General features: G+C 69.2%; 17 protein-coding genes and 1 other RNA gene. 4 read left to right on the top strand and 14 right to left on the bottom strand.

The window, feature by feature from the left end; all coding sequences use genetic code 11:
* Positions 1 to 31: 31 nt before the first annotated feature.
* The 7 genes from ssrA to pruA form a co-directional block, all read right to left on the bottom strand.
* Positions 32 to 407, bottom strand: a transfer-messenger RNA (tmRNA) gene (gene ssrA, locus STROP_RS23640).
* An 82-nt stretch (positions 408 to 489) separates the two neighbouring features.
* Positions 490 to 969: an SsrA-binding protein SmpB gene (gene smpB, locus STROP_RS04980; RefSeq protein ID WP_011904893.1), complete on the bottom strand. Its 480-nt coding sequence runs from the start codon at positions 967 to 969 to the stop codon at positions 490 to 492.
* A 153-nt stretch (positions 970 to 1,122) separates the two neighbouring features.
* Entirely contained in the window at positions 1,123 to 1,998 is an 876-nt protein-coding gene (ftsX, locus tag STROP_RS04975) for a permease-like cell division protein FtsX (RefSeq protein ID WP_011904892.1), read from the bottom strand.
* A gap of 58 nt (positions 1,999 to 2,056) precedes the next feature.
* The gene (gene ftsE / locus STROP_RS04970) at positions 2,057 to 2,737 is read right to left on the bottom strand and encodes a cell division ATP-binding protein FtsE (protein ID WP_012181145.1); all 681 of its coding nucleotides are present in this window, start codon (positions 2,735 to 2,737) and stop codon (positions 2,057 to 2,059) included.
* Between the two features lie 118 nt (positions 2,738 to 2,855).
* A complete protein-coding gene (gene prfB, locus STROP_RS04965) occupies positions 2,856 to 3,977 on the bottom strand; it encodes a peptide chain release factor 2 (RefSeq protein WP_011904890.1) in 1,122 nt (373 codons plus the stop codon).
* A gap of 374 nt (positions 3,978 to 4,351) precedes the next feature.
* Positions 4,352 to 4,867: a PadR family transcriptional regulator gene (locus tag STROP_RS04960; RefSeq protein WP_026274770.1), complete on the bottom strand. Its 516-nt coding sequence runs from the start codon at positions 4,865 to 4,867 to the stop codon at positions 4,352 to 4,354.
* 153 nt (positions 4,868 to 5,020) lie between these two features.
* Positions 5,021 to 6,649: an L-glutamate gamma-semialdehyde dehydrogenase gene (gene pruA / locus STROP_RS04955; RefSeq protein ID WP_011904888.1), complete on the bottom strand. Its 1,629-nt coding sequence runs from the start codon at positions 6,647 to 6,649 to the stop codon at positions 5,021 to 5,023.
* A gap of 267 nt (positions 6,650 to 6,916) precedes the next feature.
* On the opposite strand from pruA, the gene STROP_RS04950 reads away from it, so the two are divergent.
* Positions 6,917 to 7,963: a hypothetical protein gene (locus STROP_RS04950; protein ID WP_011904887.1), complete on the top strand. Its 1,047-nt coding sequence runs from the start codon at positions 6,917 to 6,919 to the stop codon at positions 7,961 to 7,963.
* Positions 7,964 to 8,036: 73 nt separating this feature from the next.
* On the opposite strand, the gene STROP_RS04945 is transcribed toward STROP_RS04950, so the two are convergent.
* A complete protein-coding gene (locus tag STROP_RS04945) occupies positions 8,037 to 8,543 on the bottom strand; it encodes a DUF6912 family protein (protein ID WP_011904886.1) in 507 nt (168 codons plus the stop codon).
* Positions 8,544 to 8,756: 213 nt separating this feature from the next.
* On the opposite strand from STROP_RS04945, the gene STROP_RS04940 reads away from it, so the two are divergent.
* Complete coding sequence (locus STROP_RS04940; protein ID WP_011904885.1) at positions 8,757 to 8,987, top strand: helix-turn-helix domain-containing protein; 231 nt, start codon at positions 8,757 to 8,759, stop codon at positions 8,985 to 8,987.
* 98 nt (positions 8,988 to 9,085) lie between these two features.
* Complete coding sequence (locus STROP_RS04935; protein ID WP_011904884.1) at positions 9,086 to 9,679, top strand: Rv3235 family protein; 594 nt, start codon at positions 9,086 to 9,088, stop codon at positions 9,677 to 9,679.
* Positions 9,680 to 9,865: 186 nt separating this feature from the next.
* Here STROP_RS04935 and secA read toward each other — a convergent pair whose 3' ends face one another.
* On the bottom strand, positions 9,866 to 12,781 hold the full coding sequence (gene secA / locus STROP_RS04930; protein WP_011904883.1) for a preprotein translocase subunit SecA: 2,916 nt from the start codon (positions 12,779 to 12,781) through the stop codon (positions 9,866 to 9,868).
* Positions 12,782 to 13,058: 277 nt separating this feature from the next.
* On the opposite strand from secA, the gene STROP_RS04925 reads away from it, so the two are divergent.
* Positions 13,059 to 14,186 (top strand): GNAT family N-acetyltransferase, encoded by a 1,128-nt coding sequence (locus STROP_RS04925; RefSeq protein ID WP_011904882.1) that lies wholly within the window; start codon positions 13,059 to 13,061, stop codon positions 14,184 to 14,186.
* A gap of 105 nt (positions 14,187 to 14,291) precedes the next feature.
* Here the strand turns inward: STROP_RS04925 and hpf are convergent, their stop codons facing one another.
* The 5 genes from hpf to mtrA form a co-directional block, all read right to left on the bottom strand.
* Positions 14,292 to 14,918 carry a ribosome hibernation-promoting factor, HPF/YfiA family gene (hpf, locus tag STROP_RS04920; protein WP_011904881.1) on the bottom strand — a complete coding sequence of 209 codons (627 nt, stop codon included), beginning with the start codon at positions 14,916 to 14,918 and terminating at the stop codon, positions 14,292 to 14,294.
* Between the two features lie 245 nt (positions 14,919 to 15,163).
* Complete coding sequence (locus STROP_RS04915; protein WP_011904880.1) at positions 15,164 to 15,868, bottom strand: ComF family protein; 705 nt, start codon at positions 15,866 to 15,868, stop codon at positions 15,164 to 15,166.
* 6 nt (positions 15,869 to 15,874) lie between these two features.
* Positions 15,875 to 17,644, bottom strand: a complete 1,770-nt coding sequence (locus tag STROP_RS04910; protein ID WP_011904879.1) for an LpqB family beta-propeller domain-containing protein — start codon at positions 17,642 to 17,644, stop codon at positions 15,875 to 15,877.
* Positions 17,641 to 19,392, bottom strand: coding sequence for an MtrAB system histidine kinase MtrB (mtrB, locus tag STROP_RS04905; RefSeq protein WP_018829779.1), 1,752 nt, complete (start codon positions 19,390 to 19,392; stop codon positions 17,641 to 17,643). Before mtrB ends, STROP_RS04910 begins: the two co-directional genes overlap by 4 nt.
* A 12-nt stretch (positions 19,393 to 19,404) precedes the next feature.
* Entirely contained in the window at positions 19,405 to 20,094 is a 690-nt protein-coding gene (mtrA, locus tag STROP_RS04900) for an MtrAB system response regulator MtrA (RefSeq protein ID WP_011904877.1), read from the bottom strand.

The following is a 20,094-nucleotide window of genomic DNA, read 5'->3' as shown; positions in this document are numbered from 1 at the left end:
GGTCCAGGTGGACCGGGGCGCACAGGTCAGGTGGTGGAGGTGCCGGGAATCGAACCCGGGTCCTTCGCCGCCTTGCCAGGGCTTCTCCGAGCGCAGCTCGCTGTGCCTCTACTCGGCCCCTCCGATCACGCGAGCGAGTCGGTGTGACGGGCCCAGTCGCTGATTGATCTCGCCGCACGGACCCCGCGACCGGGTCCGGTTGGCCAGCCTCCTAGCTGATGCCGGCTAACTGGGTCGAAGGCACTCCCAGGCCGACAGACTTGCTACTCGCCTCAGGCGGCGAGAGCGAAGTCAGCGCGATTCTGCTTGGCGCTTATTGTTTTCCGACGAACGATTTCCGAGACGACGTCGGCTTCCTCGGCTCGCTTCCCCTGCCGCAACGTACGAAGTCGAAACCAGTCACCCCCTCGACGGACCGCCCGTGTGGCGGCACCGACAAGCCTAACGCCTGACGCAACGGGTTTCATCCCGCCCCGGCCCGGCGCCAGCTCAGTCCGCCATCCCCTTGCCCCGCCGACCGGCAGCCCGGGCGATCTCGCGTTGCGCGTCCCGCTTGGCGAGGTCCTGCCGCTTGTCGTACGACTTCTTACCCTTGGCCACACCGATCTCGACCTTGGCCCAGCCGTCGGAGAAGTAGACCTGCAACGGGACGATCGTGAGCCCGCTCTCCCGGGTCTTGCCGATCAGCCGGTCGATCTCGATCCGGTTGAGCAGTAGTTTGCGGGTGCGCCGGGGCTCGTGGTTGGTCCAGGTGCCCTGCACGTACTCCGGGATGTGCATCCCGTGCAGATACAACTCGCCGTTGCGTTCCTGGGCGAAAGCGTCAACCAGCGACGCGCGCCCCGCCCGCAGCGACTTGACCTCGGTTCCGGTCAACGCCATACCCGCCTCGTAGGTGTCGAGGATCGAGTAGTCGTGGCGGGCCTTCCGGTTGGAGGCGACCACCTTCCGCCCCTTCTCCCGTGGCATCGGCGCCACCTCCTTCCTGGTTGCGTCGCCCTCTCCGACCGACAGCGGCGATCATCCTATCGGAGCGCAAGGGCTCTCCCGAGCCGATTATTCCGGTACGGGAGAGCCCTTGCCCGACGAGGTGCACGGGCGGCCATGGCTGCCCAGTGGGCACTAGACCCGCAGGTAGAAGCGGAGGGTGACCCAGGCGGTGATCGCGCTGATCAGGCCTCCGACGGCGGCCATCAGGGGGAAGGCCAGCAGCACCTCGCCCCAGCTGACCGGCGCGAAGAGCCCTTGGAGGGCGCTCAGCGCGCCGTCGAAGAGGAAGACCTTCAGGCCGGCGAGGGCGCCGAGGCCGAGCACGGATCCGATCAGGCCGGCGACCACGGCTTCCAGGACGAAGGGCGCCTGGATGAACCAGTTCGACGCGCCGACGAGCTTCATGACCGCGACCTCACGCCGCTTGCTGTAGGCGGCGACCTGGATGGTGTTGGCGACCAGGAGCAGCGCGGCGACGGCCATCGCGACCGCCGCGACGAGGGCGATCTTCTGGCCAGCGGAGAAGAGGTTGAAGATCTTGTCGAGCACGCTGGACTTGTCGATCACCTGGTCGACGCCCTCAATATCGGCGTACTGTTCCCCGATCGCCTGGTACTCCTGCGGGTTCACCAGCTTCAACCGGTACGACTCCGGCAACACGTCTGGATTGATCGCACTGAGCAGGTCCGGGGAGTCCCGGAACATGTCCTCGAAAAGTTCGTACGCCTCTTCTTTGTTGACGTACGTGACGCTCTCGATCAGCGGGTCGGCATCCAGCTTGGCCTGGATCTCCGTCTTCTGTTCCTCGGTGGCCTCGGCCTCGAGGAAGATCGAGACCTCGATGTTCTCGAAGTACAGCTCCTTCATCTCGGCGACCTTGACGTAGATCAGACCGCTCGCGCCGAGCATGGTCAGCGAGACCGCCATCGTAATGATCATTGCGATGGACATGGTCACGTTGCGCCACAGTCCGACCATGACCTCGGACAGGACGTATTTCAAGCGCATCGAAGATTCCTCCGCGTCTCCGGCAGGTGGTGGTCGTCAGTCGGGTGGGGGCGCCGGCTCACCCGTAGACGCCGCGAGCCTGGTCGCGGACGATCCGGCCGCTCTCGATCTCGATGACCCGGCGGCGCATCTGATTCACGATGTTCGAGTCGTGGGTAACCATCACGACCGTCGTACCGGTGCGGTTGATGCGGTCCAGCAGACGCATGATCTCGATGGAGGTGTCCGGATCAAGGTTTCCGGTCGGCTCGTCCGCCAGCAGGATCAGCGGTCGGTTCACGAACGCCCGTGCGACCGCCACCCGCTGCTGCTCACCACCGGAGAGCTCCTGCGGGTAGCGGTGCTCCTTGCCACCCAGCCCGACCAGCTCCAACACCTCCGGCACCACCCGGCGGGCAACCGCCTTGGTCTTGCCGATCACCTCGAGCGCGAACGCCACGTTCTCGTAGGCGGTGCGGTTCGGCAGCAGCCGGAAGTCCTGGAACACGCAGCCGATCGAGCGCCGGAAGGCGGGCCGCTTCCAGGAACGCATCGACGTAACATCCTTGCCATTCACGACGATCCGGCCCTTACTGGGCGCGACCTCGTGTAACAACATCTTGATGATGGTGGACTTGCCGGAGCCAGACGGGCCGATGAAGAAGACGAACTCGCCCTTCTCGATCGCGACGGACACGTTGTCGAGCGAAGGCCGGGACGCCTTCGGGTACGTCTTCGTCACTTGCTCAAGCTGAATCACGGGTCGTGAGTCTACGCGGTGTAACCGATGTGCCAAATCCCGCGCCCCTCAGTTTCGGGACACATCATCGATCTGCCAGCACTCGCAATCTTCGATGGCGCGCTGCGCCCACGATCCGTCACGCATTGTCATCAGCAAGCTGCTGCTGCTTTCGCCACCGGATACCGGCCTCGATGAAGGCGTCCAACTCTCCGTCGAAGACCGCGGCGGGGGTCCCAGTCTCCTGCTCAGTCCGAAGATCCTTCACCATCTGGTACGGATGCAGGACATACGAGCGCATCTGGTCACCCCAGGAGCCGGCGGCGTCGGTCTTCAGGCCTTGGAGCTTGGCCTGTTCCTCCTGGCGCTTCCGCTCCAGCAGCCGGGCCTGGAGGACACGCAGCGCGGACGCCTTGTTCTGAAGCTGCGACTTCTCGTTCTGACAGGTGACCACGATGCCGGTCGGGATGTGGGTAATCCGAACCGCGGAGTCGGTCGTGTTCACACTCTGCCCACCGGGACCGGACGACCGGTAGACGTCAAATCGCATCTCGTTCTCAGGAATGTCGATGTGGTCGGTCTGCTCCACCACCGGAAGCACCTCAACCCCAGCGAAACTGGTCTGCCGTCGACCCTGATTGTCGAACGGGCTGATCCGGACGAGCCGGTGGGTGCCCGACTCGACGCTGAGCGTGCCGTACGCGTACGGCACCTTGACCGTGAAGGTGGCCGACTTGAGCCCGGCCTCCTCCGCGTACGAGGTCTCGTAGACCTCGGTCGGGTAGCCGTGCCGCTCGGCCCAGCGCAGGTACATCCGCAGCAGCATCTCGGCGAAGTCCGCCGCGTCCACGCCGCCGGCGCCGGCGCGGATCGCCACCAGCGCCTCCCGGGAGTCGTACTCACCGGAGAGCAGGGTGCGGACCTCCATCTCGTCGATGGCCTTCGCCAGTCCGGCGACCTCCGCCTCGACCTCGGTCAGCGCACCCGGGTCGGACTCCGCCTCGGCCAGTTCCAGCAGCACCTTGGCATCGTCGAGGCGGGAGCGGAGTTCGGCGAGCTTGTTGATCTCCCCGTTCACGTAGGAAAGCTGAGAGGTGACCTGTTGTGCCCGGGCCTGGTCGTCCCAGAGGTCGGGGGCGGAGGCGGCCTCCTCCAGACGGGCCTTGTCCGCCCGAAGCCGGTCGATGTCGAGCACCGACTCGATGTTGCGAAGAGTGGCGTCGAGGTCCTTGAGCTGTTCGGCGTAGTCGGCATCGGTCACGACAGACAAGCGTACTGCGCGGGCGAGGAGCGAGCTTGCGAGCCCCGCAGCCCACGCCCAAACAAATCCAGCGCGGGCGAGGAGCGAGCTTGCGAGCCCCGCAGCCCACGCCCAAACAAATCCAGCGCGGGCGAGGAGCGAGCTTGCGAGCCCCGCAGCCCACGCCCAAACAAATCCCGCGCGGGCGAGGAGCGAGCTTGCGAAGCAGGAGCGGGCTTGCGAAGCAGGAGCGGGCTTGTAGAGCAGGAGCAAGCTTGCGAAGCAGGTGCGAGCGTGCGGGCCCGGTGACGGCTTCGCCGGGGGGCATCAGATCCAGGGCACGGGTTCCGAGCCCTGAGGGCTACGCGCACTCAGAGCAGAGGGTTGTTGCCGGGTCAGCCGACCGGAGCGGACTTGAGCCAGGAGAGGGCGGCCTTGTGGTAGGCAACGGCGAACTCCAGGGCACTGGCGTCGTACGTCTCGCCTTCCTTCTTCGCATTCTTCACCTGCTCCCGAACCCGGGCCAGGGCCTCCGTGTGGTACTCGTTCGCAGCTGTCTGGAGGTTCTTGAGCTGGCTGGCCGAGTGCAGGTTTCCGAAGGCGAACCGCAACGCGATCGGGTTTCGAATTGTGTCCCGGCCCGGCTCCTCCGTCAGCCACCTAGAGAATGTCCGTTTACCCGCAGCGGTGATCGCATAGGGCTGACTCATCCGCGGCCCCGGTTTACCGAGCCGCACCAGCCCCTTTTCGGCCAGCACGGGCAGCTCACGGTAAACCTGGCTGCGGGTCATTGACCAGTACGGCGCCAACCGGCGCTCGGCGGCGGCCATCAGTTGACCGCCTGTCATCGGGCCCTCGTGGAGCAGCCCGAGCAGGGCCGCCGCCGTGGGGTTGACTCCGGAATCCGCCATGCCTCTCACGCTGCCACTTTGCGGTCGCGACGTCCAGGATTTCACGTTTTCGCCACCCATCAGGGCTTCCTATGTGCACTGTCCACCGATATTGAGTGGATGAAAGGACCCCTTCGCCACGCCGGGCGGGACGTGGCGAAGGGGTCCAACTGGTTAGCGCATGTGGGGATAGGTGTGGTCGGTCGGCGGGACGAAGGTCTCCTTGATCGTGCGGGGGGACATCCACCGGACCAGGTTCTGCCAGGAGCCGGCCTTGTCGTTGGTACCACTGGCGCGGGCACCGCCGAATGGCTGCTGACCAACCACCGCACCGGTTGGCTTGTCGTTGATGTAGAAGTTTCCGGCCGCGTACCGCATCCGCTCAGCGACCCGGTCGACCACCTGCCGGTCGGTTGCGAAAATGGCGCCTGTCAACGCGTACGGCGCGATCGATTCGGCCTGGGCGACCGCCTCGTCGAAACGCGCGTCGTCGAAGACGTGCACGCCGAGGATCGGCCCGAAGTACTCGGTGGTGAAGGTCTCGTGCGCGGCGTCGGTGCACTCGAAGAGCGTGGGCCGGACGAAGTAGCCAACCGTGTCGTCGGCGGTGCCGCCGGCGACAACCCGGCAACAGTCATCCCTGGAGATCAACTCCAGGGCAGCGGTGTGCCGCGCGTACGCCTTGGCGTCGATGACGGCGCCGCCGAAGTTACTGAAGTCGGTGACGTCACCGTAGGTGAGCGCTTCCGCGGTGGCGGCGAGCCGGTCACGCAGCCCACCCGCCCACAGTGACCGCGGAATGTACGCGCGGGAGGCCGCGGAGCACTTCTGGCCCTGGAACTCGTACGCGCCCCGGATCAATGCGGTGTGCAGCGCGTCCACGTCAGCACTGGGGTGGGCGACCACGAAGTCCTTGCCGCCGGTCTCGCCGACCAGCCGCGGGTAGCTCCGGTAGTGGGCGATCTTCTCGCCGACGGTCCGCCAGAGCTGCTGAAAGACCTTGGTGGAGCCGGTGAAGTGGATGCCGGCCAGGTCGGGGTCGGCCAGCACCACGTCGGACACCTCCTCGCCTCGGCCGGTGACCATGTTGATCACACCGGGGGGCAGGCCCGCCGCCTCGAAGAGCCGCATCGTGAAGTGCGCGGCGAACTGCTGGGTGGGGGCCGGCTTCCAGACCACCGTGTTGCCGAGCAGGGCCGGCGCCGAGGGTAGGTTGCCGGCGATCGCGGTGAAGTTGAACGGGGTGATCGCGTAGACGAAGCCCTCGAGCGGACGGTGGTCGAACCGATTCCAGGTGCCCGGCGAGGAGAGTGGCTGCTCGGCGAGGAGCCGGCGAGCGAAGTGGACGTTGAACCGAAGGAAGTCGATGAACTCACAGGCCGAATCGATCTCCGCCTGGAATGCGGTCTTCGACTGGCCGAGCATCGTGGCGGCGTTCAGCGTGTCTCGCCAGGGCCCAGCGAGCAGGTCAGCGGCGCGCAGGAAGATCGCTGCCCGCTCCGCGAACGGCAACGCCCGCCAACCGGGCGCCGCGTCCTTGGCGGCCTGCACCGCTGCCCGAGCGTCATCGTGGGTGGCGTGGGCGGTGACGCCCAACACGTGCGCGTGTCGGTGGGGCTGCACCACGTCGATCGAGACACCGCCGGCCATCCGTTGCTCGCCCGCGATGGTCATCGACAGGTCGATCCGGTCGTTGGCCAGCTCGACCAGCCGCCGTTGCAGCCGGTCCCGGTCGGTGCCCCCCGGCTCGTAGGGGCGTACCGGCTCGTTGCGGGGCTCGGGCACAGAGAAGACGGCGTCCATCAAAAGACTCCTGGGCGTTCGTGGCAGTGGGGGTATCGGACCCACGGAGCGTCGACCGGGCGGCCGACGCCGAGCACCGGGGCCACGGGGGCCTTACGGCGGCGGGACCTCGACTGATTCTCCCACGTCGGGGCCCCCATCCCCACCACCCCGACTCCCCCGCACCGTCCGACACGGCTCCCGGACCGACGGCGACGAACGCGTACCCTGGTTGGCCGGTGCACCACCGGCCGCGCCGCAGGCCGAGTGCCGGTCGAAGGGACGACGATGACGAAGCAGCCCGGCGACTCCCCCGCCGCAGAGCCGGTGCAGGCGAGCCCCGACGCGGATGAGGCGGGCCCGGAGCACCCGGACGCGGCGGTCGACTCGCTCGCGGCCAGCACGCCGTCGACGCTCGGACGGGCCGACCTGCTCGCTCCCGGCGCGCCGGCGCTCGGCCTGCTGGCGCTTGGCTGGCTGGCCGCCATGCTCTGGTCTACCCGCGCGGCGATCGACTCGGCGGCGGCCGGGATCACCGCGATCAGCCTCTCCGCCTTTGCCCTACCCGGGGTGATCTCTGCCGCGCTCGTCGCCGGCACCGCCTTCGCACTGTTCGGAGCAGACCTGCTCGCCCACCGAGGTCGAGACCGGGCCACCCTGCGCTTTGTCGCGGCGGTCGCCAGCGGGCTGCTGATCGGGCTCGCCGCCGCCTTCGCCATCAACCTGACCTACGCCGACACGGCCACGACCAACGTGATCGCCGGCACCACCGCCGCCGCCGCCATCATCGGCGGGGGCATCGCCGCGACGCGGACCGCCCCGGTGATCGGCGCGGTGGTGGCCGCCGGGCTCGGCACGCTCGTCTTCGTCGTGGCGTTCAGCCGGGCACGGAGCCCACTCTTCGACCTCTTCGGCGCGGGCGAAACCCAGGAGTCGCTGCTCAGTGCCGCGAAGTGGGTCTCCCGTACCGAGTCCCTGCTCGCCGGCCTGGTCGCGGGGATGGTGGCCTTCGGATACCTGACCTGGGCCCGACGCCGGGCGGCACGCCGCAGCGATCCGTTCACGTTGCGCTGGCCGGCCTACCTGATCGCCGGGGCCGGCCCCGGCCTGCTGCTGCTGGTCGCCGAGGTGGTCCTACGCATCGGTGGGCGGAGGCTGCTCGATCTGGCTGGGGCGCTCAGCGAGGCGGACGCGGTGGCGCAGACCTCCCTGGGCACCTCTCGGGTGGACAACGGGATCTGGGTGCTCTTCGTCGGCGCGTTGACCGCGATGATCGCCTTCGGCCGCACCCTCGGGCCGGCCCCGGTGGACGAGGACGACCCGGACGGAGAGTGAACCGCGCCGACCGGGAAGAGGTCGGAGCCAGCCGAGGCAGATCGGGTACGCCCAACCATGTCGAGCGGCTGGGCTAGCGTGTTCCGAGGAGCTGGTCCAGCTCAGTGACGTCGTACCACTCCAGCTCATGGTCCTCGGCGCCGTCGACGGCGAACTGCGCGTCCGGATCACCGGCGAGCGCCTCGGTGACCACTCCGGCTGCGGCGGCGACATCCTTGGCCGCGTCCACCCCGTCCACGTGAATGGCGGCCACCGCCCGCACCGGCACCGGGCCGGCCAGCTCGACCGTGCTGGCCCCCAGCTCCACATCGCCCGGTCCGACGGTAGTCGCGGGCAGATCAGCCGAGACGACGACCCGGCGGCGGGGCGCCGCATCGTCGGCTCGTAGGAGTTGGAGCGCGTCCTGGGCTGCCCGCGTGAACGCGACGTACTCCAGCTCCTCCTCGTCCCCCTCGGCGTACCACTCGCGCAGCGCCGGGGTGACCGCGTGCGCGGAGGCCGCGGGGAGCCCGGCGGTCCGCAGCAGAGTCAGCATCGGCACGGTCGCCGGGACATACACCCGGACATGCTCATTGGTCACCGGTTCTCCCTGAGTTCAGCTCCACCGGCGGGCGCCGGTTGGGGCGCCGGCCATGCCGTACGCCGTGACCGTCATACACCCCGGACCGGTTCGGCGAAAGCCGGGTTCCCGGAGTGTTCCCGAGCGCACTCCCGGTGGCGCGGGGGACCCTGCTGCCTTCGGGGTGTTGCTGGTGGCAAACTAAGGCAAACGCAGCCAACTCAGGGAGTTTGCGTGGCGGAGCCGAGGTTCCTGCTGCTGTCCGACGTCGCCGCCGAGCTGAACGTGTCGGACTCGCAGGTCTACCACATGGTACGCAGCGGTGAGCTGCCGGCGATCAAGATCGGCGGACGCGGCCAGTGGCGGGTGGAGCGCACGCGGCTTGAGGAGTACATCAACCACAAGTACGCGGAGACCGCCGAGTGGGTTCGGGACAACCCGCTCGCCGAACGTGAGCCCGAGTAGCCACCCTCCACAGGCATTGACCCCCGCCTCTTTTGTCCTCCAGAATCGTGGTCTGCCATAGGCAAACGAAGGTAAACACAAGAATCTGGAGGGCTGGGATGACTGCTGTCCGCCGCCCCGAGCCGACTCGTCCCCCCGTCCGGCTTCGCCCGGCCCCGTCCATCGACCCACCCTGCGCCGAAGACGACCCCGCCCGCCGGCCGCTCGACGGCCAACTCGCGCTCGACCTGTTCCAGACGGGCCCGGACCCACTGCCCCGCCCACCCGGCCAGCGCCGCAGGGCCGGACCGGGCCCGGCCGGGCCCCGGCGCGCACCGACCCGGGTGCCCGCCACGACGCTGGTCACCGCCACCCCGGAGGCGATCCGGGTTGCGCATCGCTTCGTCACGACCTGTCTGGAGGTGATCAACGGCTATCGAGCCCCCAGCCAGCTACGCCGACTGCTCGACCCGACCCGGGCGGCCGAGCTGGTGCCCGAGCTGACCCGCGCCACCGGCCGCGCGGGGCCGGTGCGACGCCGCTCCACCCGGCCCGGCACGCGCCTGCGCCGGCTGCGGGTGTGCGAGCCACGAGACGCGGTCGTCGAGGCGGCCGCCGTGCTGGCCGGACCAGCTGGCTGGACCTGGGCCATGGCGATCCGCCTCGAACAGCGCCGCGGCAGCTGGCTCTGCACCGCCCTCAACGTGCTGTGACAGTGCGGGCCGCAACGCGTGCAGCCGCGCCCCTGCGCCGACCGCGGCCGTCAGTAGCCGCACGAGCAGCCAGATCGGGTGGGTCGCCCCACGGGTGCTGATCAGTACGTAACCGGGCCGCGGCCCCGATCCGGGAACCGCGGCCCACTGCGTGCTGGAGGGCAGAACGCGCCCGGCGCAGGTCGGTCAGGCGCCGCCGTTAGGCGAGCCGTGGCAGCGCTTGTACTTGCGGCCCGAGCCACACGGACACGGCGCGTTGCGCGACGGTCCGTTGCCACCCTCGGCCTGCCCCGGTGCCGCCCGGCGGGCGGTGCCGGCGGCGACGGCGTGGCCACGCGCGCGATTTCCCGGCCGCTGGGGGGCGGTGGGAGCGGACTGCCCGGGGGCGGCCGGAGCGGTCATGGCGGGCCGCCCCTCCTGCGGCGCGGCCTCCTCGGCCCGCTCGACGGCGACCGAGCCGCGCCCGGCCTCCCCATCGATGGTCGGCGCGGAGTATTGCAGGCCCTGCTGCTGTGGCGTACGACCGAGGCCCTTGGCCCGGACCTCGACCGGCTTCTCCAGGAGCTTGACCTCGTCGGCCGCCGGCTCCGACTCCTGGACCTGCACGTCCAGGTTGTAGAGGAAACCGACCGTCTCCTCCTTGATGCCGTCCATCATGGTGGCGAACATGTCGAAGCCCTCGCGCTGATACTCCACCACCGGATCCCGCTGGGCGTAGGCCCGAAGGCTGATGCCCTCCTGGAGGTAGTCCATCTCGTAGAGGTGCTCACGCCACTTGCGGTCGATCACCTGGAGCAGGACCATCCGCTCGAGCTGGCGGACGCCCTCCGCACCGAGCTCCTCCTCGCGGCGGTCGTACCCGGCGTGCGCGTCCTCCTTCAGGCGGCTGAGCAGGAAGTCGACGTCAATGCTCGCCCGCGATCCGCCGGCCTCCTCCTCCAACTCCTCGATGGTGATGCCCACCGGGTAGAGCTGCTTGAGGCTGGACCAGAGCTGCTCGAAATCCCAGTCCTCGGCGTAGCCCTCCGCGGTGGCGCCGCGGACGTACGCCTCGACGACATCGTCGATCATGTTCCGGACCTGGTCCGACAGGTCCTCGCCGTTGAGCACCCGAAGCCGCTCAGCGTAGATCACCTGCCGCTGCTTGTTCATGACCTCGTCGTACTTGAGGACGTTCTTGCGTATCTCGGCGTTCTGGGACTCGATCTGCGCCTGCGCGGTCTTGATCTGGCGGGTGACCATCTTCGACTCGATGGGCACGTCCTCCGGGATGTTGAAGCGCTCCATGACGGCCTCGACGGCGCCGGAGCGGAAACGCTTCATCAACTCGTCCTGCAGCGACAGGTAGAAACGGGACTCACCCGGGTCCCCCTGGCGACCCGATCGGCCGCGCAGCTGGTTGTCGATGCGCCGGGACTCGTGCCGCTCGGTGCCCAGCACGTAGAGGCCGCCCACGGCGGAGACCTCCTCCGCCTCGTCGTCGCAGGCCTGCTTCCAGGTGGGCAGGACCTCCTCCATCGCCTTGGCGTACTCCTCCTCGTGCTCGGTCGGGTCGAGCCCGCGCTGACGCAGGTCGTTGGCGGCGAGGAACTCGGGATTCCCACCGAGCAGGATGTCGGTGCCGCGGCCAGCCATGTTGGTGGCGACGGTGACCGCGCCCTTGCGACCGGCCTGGGCGACGATCTCCGCCTCGCGCGCGTGGAACTTCGCGTTCAGCACCGAGTGCGGGATTCCCCGACGGCGCAGGAGCTGGGAGAGGATCTCGGAATTCTCCACCGAGACCGTGCCGACGAGCACCGGCTGGCCGGCGTGGTGCCGCTCGGCGATGTCCTCGACGACTGCGTTGAACTTGGCCTTCTCGGTCTTGTAGATAACGTCGGAGCGGTCCTCCCGGACCATTGGCCGGTGCGTCGGGATGGTCACCACCCCGACCTTGTAGACCTTGTTGAACTCGCCCGCCTCGGTCTGGGCGGTACCGGTCATGCCGGCGAGCTTCTCGTAGAGGCGGAAGTAGTTCTGGAGGGTGATGGTGGCCAGGGTCTGGTTCTCCTGCTTGATCTCCACCCCCTCCTTGGCCTCGATCGCCTGGTGCATGCCCTCGTTGTAGCGGCGCCCGTGCAGAATGCGGCCGGTGAACTCGTCAACGATGAGAACCTCGCCCTCGCTGACGATGTAGTCCTTGTCCCGCTTGAAGAGCTCCTTCGCCTTGATCGCGTTGTTCAGGTAACCGACCAGTGGCGTGTTGACCGACTCGTAGAGGTTGTCGATGCCGAGCCGGTCCTCGACCTTGCCGACTCCCCGCTCCGTCACCGCGACCGTGCGCTTGGCGTGGTCGACCTCGTAGTCGCCCTCGCCGTCCTTGCCGGACTGGAGGCGGGCGACCACCGCGGCGAACTCGCCGTACCAGCGGGCGGAGTGTTCGGCCGGACCGGAAATGATCAACGGGGTGCGGGCCTCGTCGATCAGGATCGAGTCGACCTCGTCCACGACGGCGAAGTTGTGGCCCCGCTGGACCAGGTCCTCCTTCGACCAGGCCATGTTGTCGCGCAGGTAGTCAAAGCCGAACTCGTTGTTGGTGCCGTAGGTGATGTCGCACTCGTAGGCGGCGCGGTGCTCGGCGGCGGGCCGGTTGGGCAGCACGACGCCAACGGTGAGCCCGAGGAACTCGTGCACCCGGCCCATCCAGGCGGCGTCTCGCTCGGCCAGGTAGTCGTTGACCGTGATCACGTGCACGCCCTTGCCGGAGAGCGCGTTGAGGTAGACCGGCATGACCGAGGTGAGGGTCTTCCCCTCGCCGGTCTTCATCTCGGCGATGTTGCCGAAGTGCAGCGCCGCCCCACCCATCACCTGGACGTCGTACGGGCGCTGACCGAGCACCCGGGCAGCACCCTCGCGGCAGACCGCGAACGCCTCGGGCAACAGATCATCAAGGGTCTCGCCGTCATCCAGCCGTTCCCGGAACTGCGCGGTCATCTCCCGCAGCTCGTCGTCGGTGAGGTTGACGTAGTCGTCCTCGATCGAGTTGACGGCGGCGGCGATCGCCTTGAGCCGGCGCACCAGGCGCCCCTCGCCCGCACGGAGGACCTTTTCCAGAATCGACACGGATCAACGCTCCCCTAGACAGTCTCGAACCATCGTAGGCGTTCCATCGCGGCGATGGTCACTGGTGGCGGGGTCCGTTCCGCCGAAGCAGACATAACGCGCTCGGTCAGCGCTGCGGCGGCCAATCCGATTACGCCGTCGGCGAACGATCCGGCACGATGGTTCGGATGAAGCAGATCGAGATCAACTACCCGGACCGGGACCTGCCTGCGGCGCGGCAGGCCCGGATCGACCCCGTGCCCGGACCGATCGACCCGGTGCCCGGGCCGGAGGCGGCATGACGCCGGAGACCATCGACGGGCCCGGGATCCGACTGCGTTTGTCCCGCCTCGAGGACATCTCCGACACCGCGGCCGCCTGTGCCGACCCGCTGATCCAGCACTTCCTGCCGGCGCTGCCGTCGCCGTACACCGAGGCGGACGCCCGGTGGTGGATCACCGAAGGGGCACCCGCGGCCTGGGCCGGCGGTGGGGCCGCGTACACCATCGCGGACCGTGTCACGGACCGACTTCTCGGCACGATCGGGCTGAACGACCCGGTCCCCAGTCGCCAGGAGGCCGCAATCGGATACTGGGTCGCCCCGTGGGCGCGGGGGCGCGGCGTCGCCACGGCGGCGACCCAGACCCTCGCCGACCGGGCGTTCGCCAGCGGAACGCGCCGGCTGGAGCTACTCACCGTCGCAGAGAACATCGCCAGCCAGCGGGTGGCGCTGGCCGCCGGCTTCCGCCCCGAGGGTGTACGCCGGTTGGCGAGCCGCGGCCGAGACGGCGAACGGGCCGATCTCCTCACCTGGGCGCGGCTCGCCGACGACCCCCCGGGGCCGGCTCCACGGTTGCTACCGGACCTACCCGACGGCCGGCTCACCGACGGCGTGGTAGAGCTCCGGCCGCGCGACCCGCAGCACGCGGAGGCGATGTACAACCTGCACACCCAGCCCGAGGTGGTCGCCATCCTGGTGCCGCCGGAGCCGCCCCGGCGGGCGGACATCGAACGGAACTGCCGAGAGGGGCAGTCCCGATGGCTCCGGGACCAGGTCGCGAACCTGGCCATCATCGACGCGAGCAGCAGGGCCACCGCCGGCGTCTGCCAACTGGTCTACGACAACCCGCAGTTCCGACAGGCGATGGTCGGCTACGGCCTGCTGCCGGCCTGGCGCGCACGCGGGTACGCCACCCGTGCGGTCCGCCTGCTCGCCGAATGGGGGTTCACCGAGGTCAAGCTCGACCGGATCTGGGCGGACACCCACGCCGGCAACGTCGCCTCGGAGCGGGTGTTGGAACGGGCCGGGTTCCGCCGGGAGGGGCGGGTGCGCGGACGCTTTCCCACCAGCGACGGGCTCCGGACGGACAGCACACTCTTCGGCCTGCTCCCCGGCGACCTCCCGGAGGCACCCGGCACACGCTGAGCCGCCGACCCGGTCGGTCAGCGCGAGCACTGCCCGGCCGCTCCAATGCGGCGGGACGCGGCCCAGCGCGGCCTGCTCGGTGTGCCCCGGCCCGTACCTGGGGCGTCAGACGGCCAGGGAGATGATCCCGTAGTCGTAGGCGTGCCGTCGGTAGACGACGCTGGGCCGGCCGGACTCCTTGTCCTGGAACAGGTAGAAGTCGTGTCCGACCAGTTCCATCTGGAACAGGGCGTCGTCAATGGTCATCGGCTCGGCGGGGTGGACCTTCTCCCGCGCGATGTGCCACGGCTGGTCGTCGTGCTCCTCCTCGGCCCGCTCGGCGACCGCCGTCGCCGTGGCAGCGTCGGCGGACAGCGGCCCGGCGACGAGGTCGGTAACCGGGAGCCCGGCGGTGGCGGCGGCGACGGAGATGGGGGCGTGCCGGCCGTGGTGGACCCGACGGCGGTCGGCCGCCCGGCGCATCCGGGCGTCCAGCCGGGCGATGGCCGCGTCGAGCGCGCTGTAGAAGTCGCTCGTGCCCGCCTCGGCCCGCATCACCGGACCCCGGGAAACGCAGGTGATCTCCACCCGCTGGCAGTGGTCCGCCTGACGCGGATTGCGCTCATGGAACAGCTCGACATCAACCCGGATGATCTTGTGATCGTAGCGTTCGATCTTGGCGAGCTTCTCCGCTACGTGCACCCGGAAATGATCTGGAACTTCGACGTTCCGGCCCTTGACCACGATGTCCACGTGACCTCCCTCGTTCGGATGGTCGTTACTGCGGTACCCCGGTCGCGCCCTCGGGACGGTCCCACCCGGCGTCGACCGGTCAGTGCGGTTACGCCTCCCTTCACCGCCGGGAGGTGGGAGAACTCCTCCTTCCCCCGACAGCAGAACGCTAACTCCTGTTCGGCCGACCGTCACCCCTGGTTTTCAGGACAGTCCAGGATTTTTCCTGAATCGTTCACCAAGGGGGAAAAAGAAATCACGATCGGTTACCGGTGGCGCCTCTTCTCGGTCGCGGCGAGCACCGCCGCAACCGTCGGCACCCGGCCGGTCGCGGTCAGCACCCGACTCACCGCGGCGAGCGTCGAACCGGTGGTGACGATGTCGTCCACGACGACCAGGGCCACACCCGCCGGCATTGGCCGCCACCGGCGCCGGGTCCGAAACGCCGCGGCGGCCGACGCCGCCCGGCCCGCGCTGTCCAGCGTCACCGAGTCTGGCCGGGGCAGCGCCCGCAACGCCGAACGAACCTCGACCGGCCAGCCGGCCCGCCGCAGCCGGCCCGCGCAGTGCCGGGCCAACCGGCTGAGGTGGTCGCCGTACCGGGCCCGGGCCGCCGCCGGCGTGTCCGGCACCGGCACCAGCAACACCGGACGCACCGGGCCGACCGCGACCGCCACCACCTCGGCGAGCAGCGCGCCCAGCGGCCGAGCCAGCCCGTGCCGGCCATGGTCCTTGTAGGCGAGCAGCACCTCGCGCAGCGGGCCCGTGTAGGGGCCGAGAGCCACGCACGGCGGCAGGCCCTGCGGAGCCGGAGTCGGACGCACCGGCTGCGGACGCAGGTCGCCCAGCGCCGCGACGCACTCCGGGCAGACACCCTGCCGCAGCCCGGGCCGTCGGTCCCGACATCCGGCGCACTCCACCGGCAACACCAGTGCACCAAGGTCCTGGACGACTCGGCCAAGGCCCCGCATCACTGCTCAGAAGAACAGGAAGGGCGCGGACGGGTCACTCGTGTGGGCGTCGGTCGGCGCGCGGTCCCATACCTGGTCCGGGGTGATCCGCTCAAGCGGGAAGCCCTGGTACGCCACGTCGTTGGCCTCATACATCACCCTGCCGTACCGGGCCTCCGGATGCACCGGGTACGCCGCCAGATGCGTGACGATGGCGCCGGTGACATGCAGCTTGGCCTCCCAGGCCCCATCCACTCCGACCTCGTAGAGCACCCTCTTGCCGCCCTTCAAGCCGGCCACGACCAGACGGTTCTCGCCGTACCAGTCGACTGCGGTGAGCCCGGTGAGGGAGGTGCGGGTCTGACGGGGCGGCCCGACGGCGAGCGTGTCACCATCGTGACTCACCGCCGCCAGATAGAGCTCGCCACCACTGATGATCGCGAGCCGATGCCCGTCCAGGGCGGCGGCCACCGCCGTCACGCTCCCGATGCTCAGCTGCACCGGGTCCAGTTTGGCCGCCTCGTCAAAGCGGTACAGCCTGCCGTCGGCGACGACCAGGCCGACCGGCCGCTGCGGTTGCGCCGACCGCAACCAGATCGGGCGGCTCATCGTCCGGAACGTCTCCTGACTCGCGGTGAACGAGGTGAGGGGCGCGGAGCCGACCTCGACCGCGAGTCGCTGCCGCCCGTCTCCGGCGTCAACCGCGAGCGCCGCGAGGATGCGTTGCCCGGAGCGGCTGATACCGGCCGAGAGCACCTTGTCGTTCTCGGCGGTCGCCACCGGCACAGCGGTCGGGCCGAGGGAACGGATCGCCCCCTCGTACACGCAGAAGGGCTGCGGCGTGGTTTCGACCTGGTACACCGGATTGAGCCTCCGGTGCTGCCCCACATCCTCAATGATCAACTGCGACTGATTGCGGATCTTCAACTCGAGCTGCCCGGTCAGCTCCGGCAACGACCACACGAGCTGGGTGGCGAGCAGACTCAGCCGGTTGCTGTCCGCACCGGTCATGTCCAGGTTGACCTCCCAGCGGTTGTCCGTCCGGGTGGCGTTATTGATCAGATTGGTACCGTCCGGCAACCCGCTGATCGCCCGCCTCAGCCAGGCGGAGTGGCCGCCAACGAGCCAGCGGACCACCTCGCTGACCAATCGGTCGTCGGGCACGGCGAGGGCCAGGTAGCGCTGGTCCGGCACCAGGCGCAGCCGGTCCGAACTCCAGAAGTAGATCGTCCATGGCCTGTAGTACTGCTTCAGCGCCTCGACGCTGAGCAGGAGCACGTTCGGCGGATCCGTCACATACCACTCGACCTCGTCCCCGTCCTCTGGCGAGAACGGACGCAGGCCGAAGTCGTACGTCTCCGGGGTGGCCTCCGGGGGCGCCAGCACCCCGTCAGCGGTCATCTGCCCGACCTGCTGCACCCTGAGGGTGACCTGGACATCCTGCGGCCCGGGGACGATGACCGGCTCCTCGACCAGCCGCACCACGGTCAGCGCGACCTCGCTCCCCTCCTTCTGCGGCAGCCGGGCTCGGTCCTCGGGGACGACAAACGCGCTAACCCGGTCGTACGCTCCGTCCGACTCCCCGGCCGCGGCCGAGAGGAAGTTGTCGACGAACTCCTCCCGGCTGTCAGCCGCCGTACGGGACGGCGGCTCGACCCTGCCCCCGCTACTCGCACCCGCCTCGGCCGCCGGGCCGGGGCCCTCGATGCGCACCTCGGTCTCCCCCGGGATCCCGCAACCGGCTGCGGTGACGAGCAACACGCCGACGAGCAGACCGACGGGCAGCCGGCGGCTCACGGCCGAGCCTCCGCACGGCCGTCCGGTGCGGGACCGACCGCCAGCACTCCCGCGCTGCCCTGACCGATGGCGAGCAGACCGCCCTCGCGCGGGCCACCGCAAGGCAGCCTCGCGTCGGCGGGCACCAGTCGCAACGGCGAGGAGGTCAGCCGGTCGCCGGCCCGCGCCGGCAGGGTGAGCCGGAACTGGGCCCCCTGTCCTGGTGCGCCCCATGCCTCCAGCCACCCGCGGTGTAGCCGGGCGTCCTCAAGGCTGATCGACAGACCCAACCCGGTGCCCCCGGTCTGTCGGGCCCGCGACGGGTCGGCCCGCCAGAACCGGTTGAAAATCAACTTCTCCTCCCCCGGCTTGAGCCCCAACCCATGATCACGCACGGTGACCGCCACCGCGGTCTCGTCCACCCCCACGGTGATGCGCACCGGCCTGCCCTCGCCGTGTTCGACGGCGTTGCCCACCAGATTTCGCAGCACCCGCTCGACCCGGCGTGGGTCGACCTCGGCAATGACCGGGCCACTCGGCAGATCCAGCTCGACGGTGACCCCGACCCGCTCGGCGAGGCAGGCCAGCCGGCCCACAACCCGGTGCACGACCGGCACCAGGTCGGTGGGTTCGGCATCCAGCGCCGCGAAGCCGGCGTCGAATCGACTGACCTCCAGCAGGTCGGTCAGCAGCTCCTCGAACCGGTCCAGCTCCGTCTGGAGCAGCTCGGCGCTGCGGGCCACGGCCGGGTCGAACCCATCCCGCTCGGCGAAGATCAAGTCTGCGGCCATCCGGACTGTTGTCAACGGAGTCCGCAGCTCGTGCGAGACGTCCGAGGTGAAGCGGCGTTGCAGCCGCGACATCTCCTCCAACCGAAGGATCTGCCGTTGTAGGTTGGTCGCCATCTGGTTGAAGGCCTCGGCGAGCAGCGCCAGGTCGTCCTCGCCGTTGACCGCCATCCGCTGGTCGAGCAGGCCGGCGGAGAGCCGCTGCGCCGTCCGGGCGGCCACCCGGACCGGCGTCACTACCAGCCGGGTCACCAGGGCGGCGAGCAACCCAAGCAGCACCACCAGGGCGATCCCGGTCCCGACCACGGTTGCCCGGGCGTCAGCGGCGGTGGCGTCCTGCCGGGTCAACGAAACGAGGTAGTAGAGCTCGACCTGACCGAACTGGGTCGGCACCGGTGAGCCGTAGGCCAGGTACTTCGTATCGGTCTCGCCGAGTCGGCCGGTGCTGATCTGGCTGGCGACCTCACCCCCGGCGACGGTGGCACGCAGCTCCGGGCTGATCAACGAACCGAAATCGTCCACCGCCGGGGCGGTCCGCGGCTGGACCACCCCATCGGCGTTGTCGGCGATCAGGGCGACCACCACCCCGGTCGCCTGCTGGGGGTCGCCGCCGGCCAGGTAGTTCACCGTTCCGTCAACGGTCTCCTGGAACTGCGCCTCCTCCGGCTTGTGGTAGAACCCAAGCTGTTTGGCCGCGTACGCCGCACCGCTGTTCAGCCGGTCCTGCACATCGGCCTCGGCATTCTCCAGCAGGATATTAGTGATCTTGTCTGCGATGAGGTACGCGAAGCCACCGACCAGCAGGCTGGAAGCCAGGAGTGTGATGGTCACCACCCGTACCTGCAACGAGCGCCGCCAGGCCTGGTGCAGCACGGGGACCAGCCGAGCACCCCACACGCTCACGGCACGCCACAGCTCCCAGGCTGCTCGGCCGCGCGAGGAGCCGGTCGTGGTGGGATCGGGAAGCGGGGAGTTGGCCACAGTGTGGCCAGGTTATCCGGTACCCGCCTTGTAGCCCACGCCGCGCACGGTGAGGATGATTTCCGGGCGCTCCGGATCTGGCTCAATCTTGGCCCGGAGCCGCTGGACGTGCACGTTGACCAGGCGGGTGTCGGCGGCATGCCGGTACCCCCAGACCTGCTCCAACAAGACCTCCCGGGTGAAGACCTGCCGTGGCTTACGGGCGAGCGCGACCAGTAGGTCGAACTCCAACGGCGTGAGCTTCACCTCCTCGCCGTTGCGGCTGACGGTGTGCGCCGGCACGTCGATGGTGATCTGGTTACCCGGGGGCCCGATGGTGAGCAGCTCGGGGGCGGCATCCTCACCCCGGCGCAGCCGGGCCCGCATCCGGGCCACCAGCTCCTTCGGCTTGAACGGCTTCACCACGTAGTCGTCCGCCCCGGACTCCAGACCCAGGACGACATCAACCGTGTCGCTCTTGGCGGTCAGCATGACGATCGGCACACCCGACTCACCCCGGATCGACCGGGCCACATCGATGCCACTCATGCCCGGCAGCATGAGGTCGAGCAGCACGATGTCCGGTCGGTTCTCTCGGAACGCGGCCAGGGCACGTTCGCCGTCGGCCACGAACGAGGGCAGGAAGCCCTCGCTGCGCAGGACAATGCCCAGCATCTCGGCGAGGGCGGGGTCATCGTCAACCACCAGTACCCGAGCTCTCAT

This window comes from Salinispora tropica CNB-440 (assembly GCF_000016425.1).
GTDB classification, from domain to species: domain Bacteria; phylum Actinomycetota; class Actinomycetes; order Mycobacteriales; family Micromonosporaceae; genus Micromonospora; species Micromonospora tropica.
This window is presented reverse-complemented; position numbering and strand designations above follow the sequence as displayed.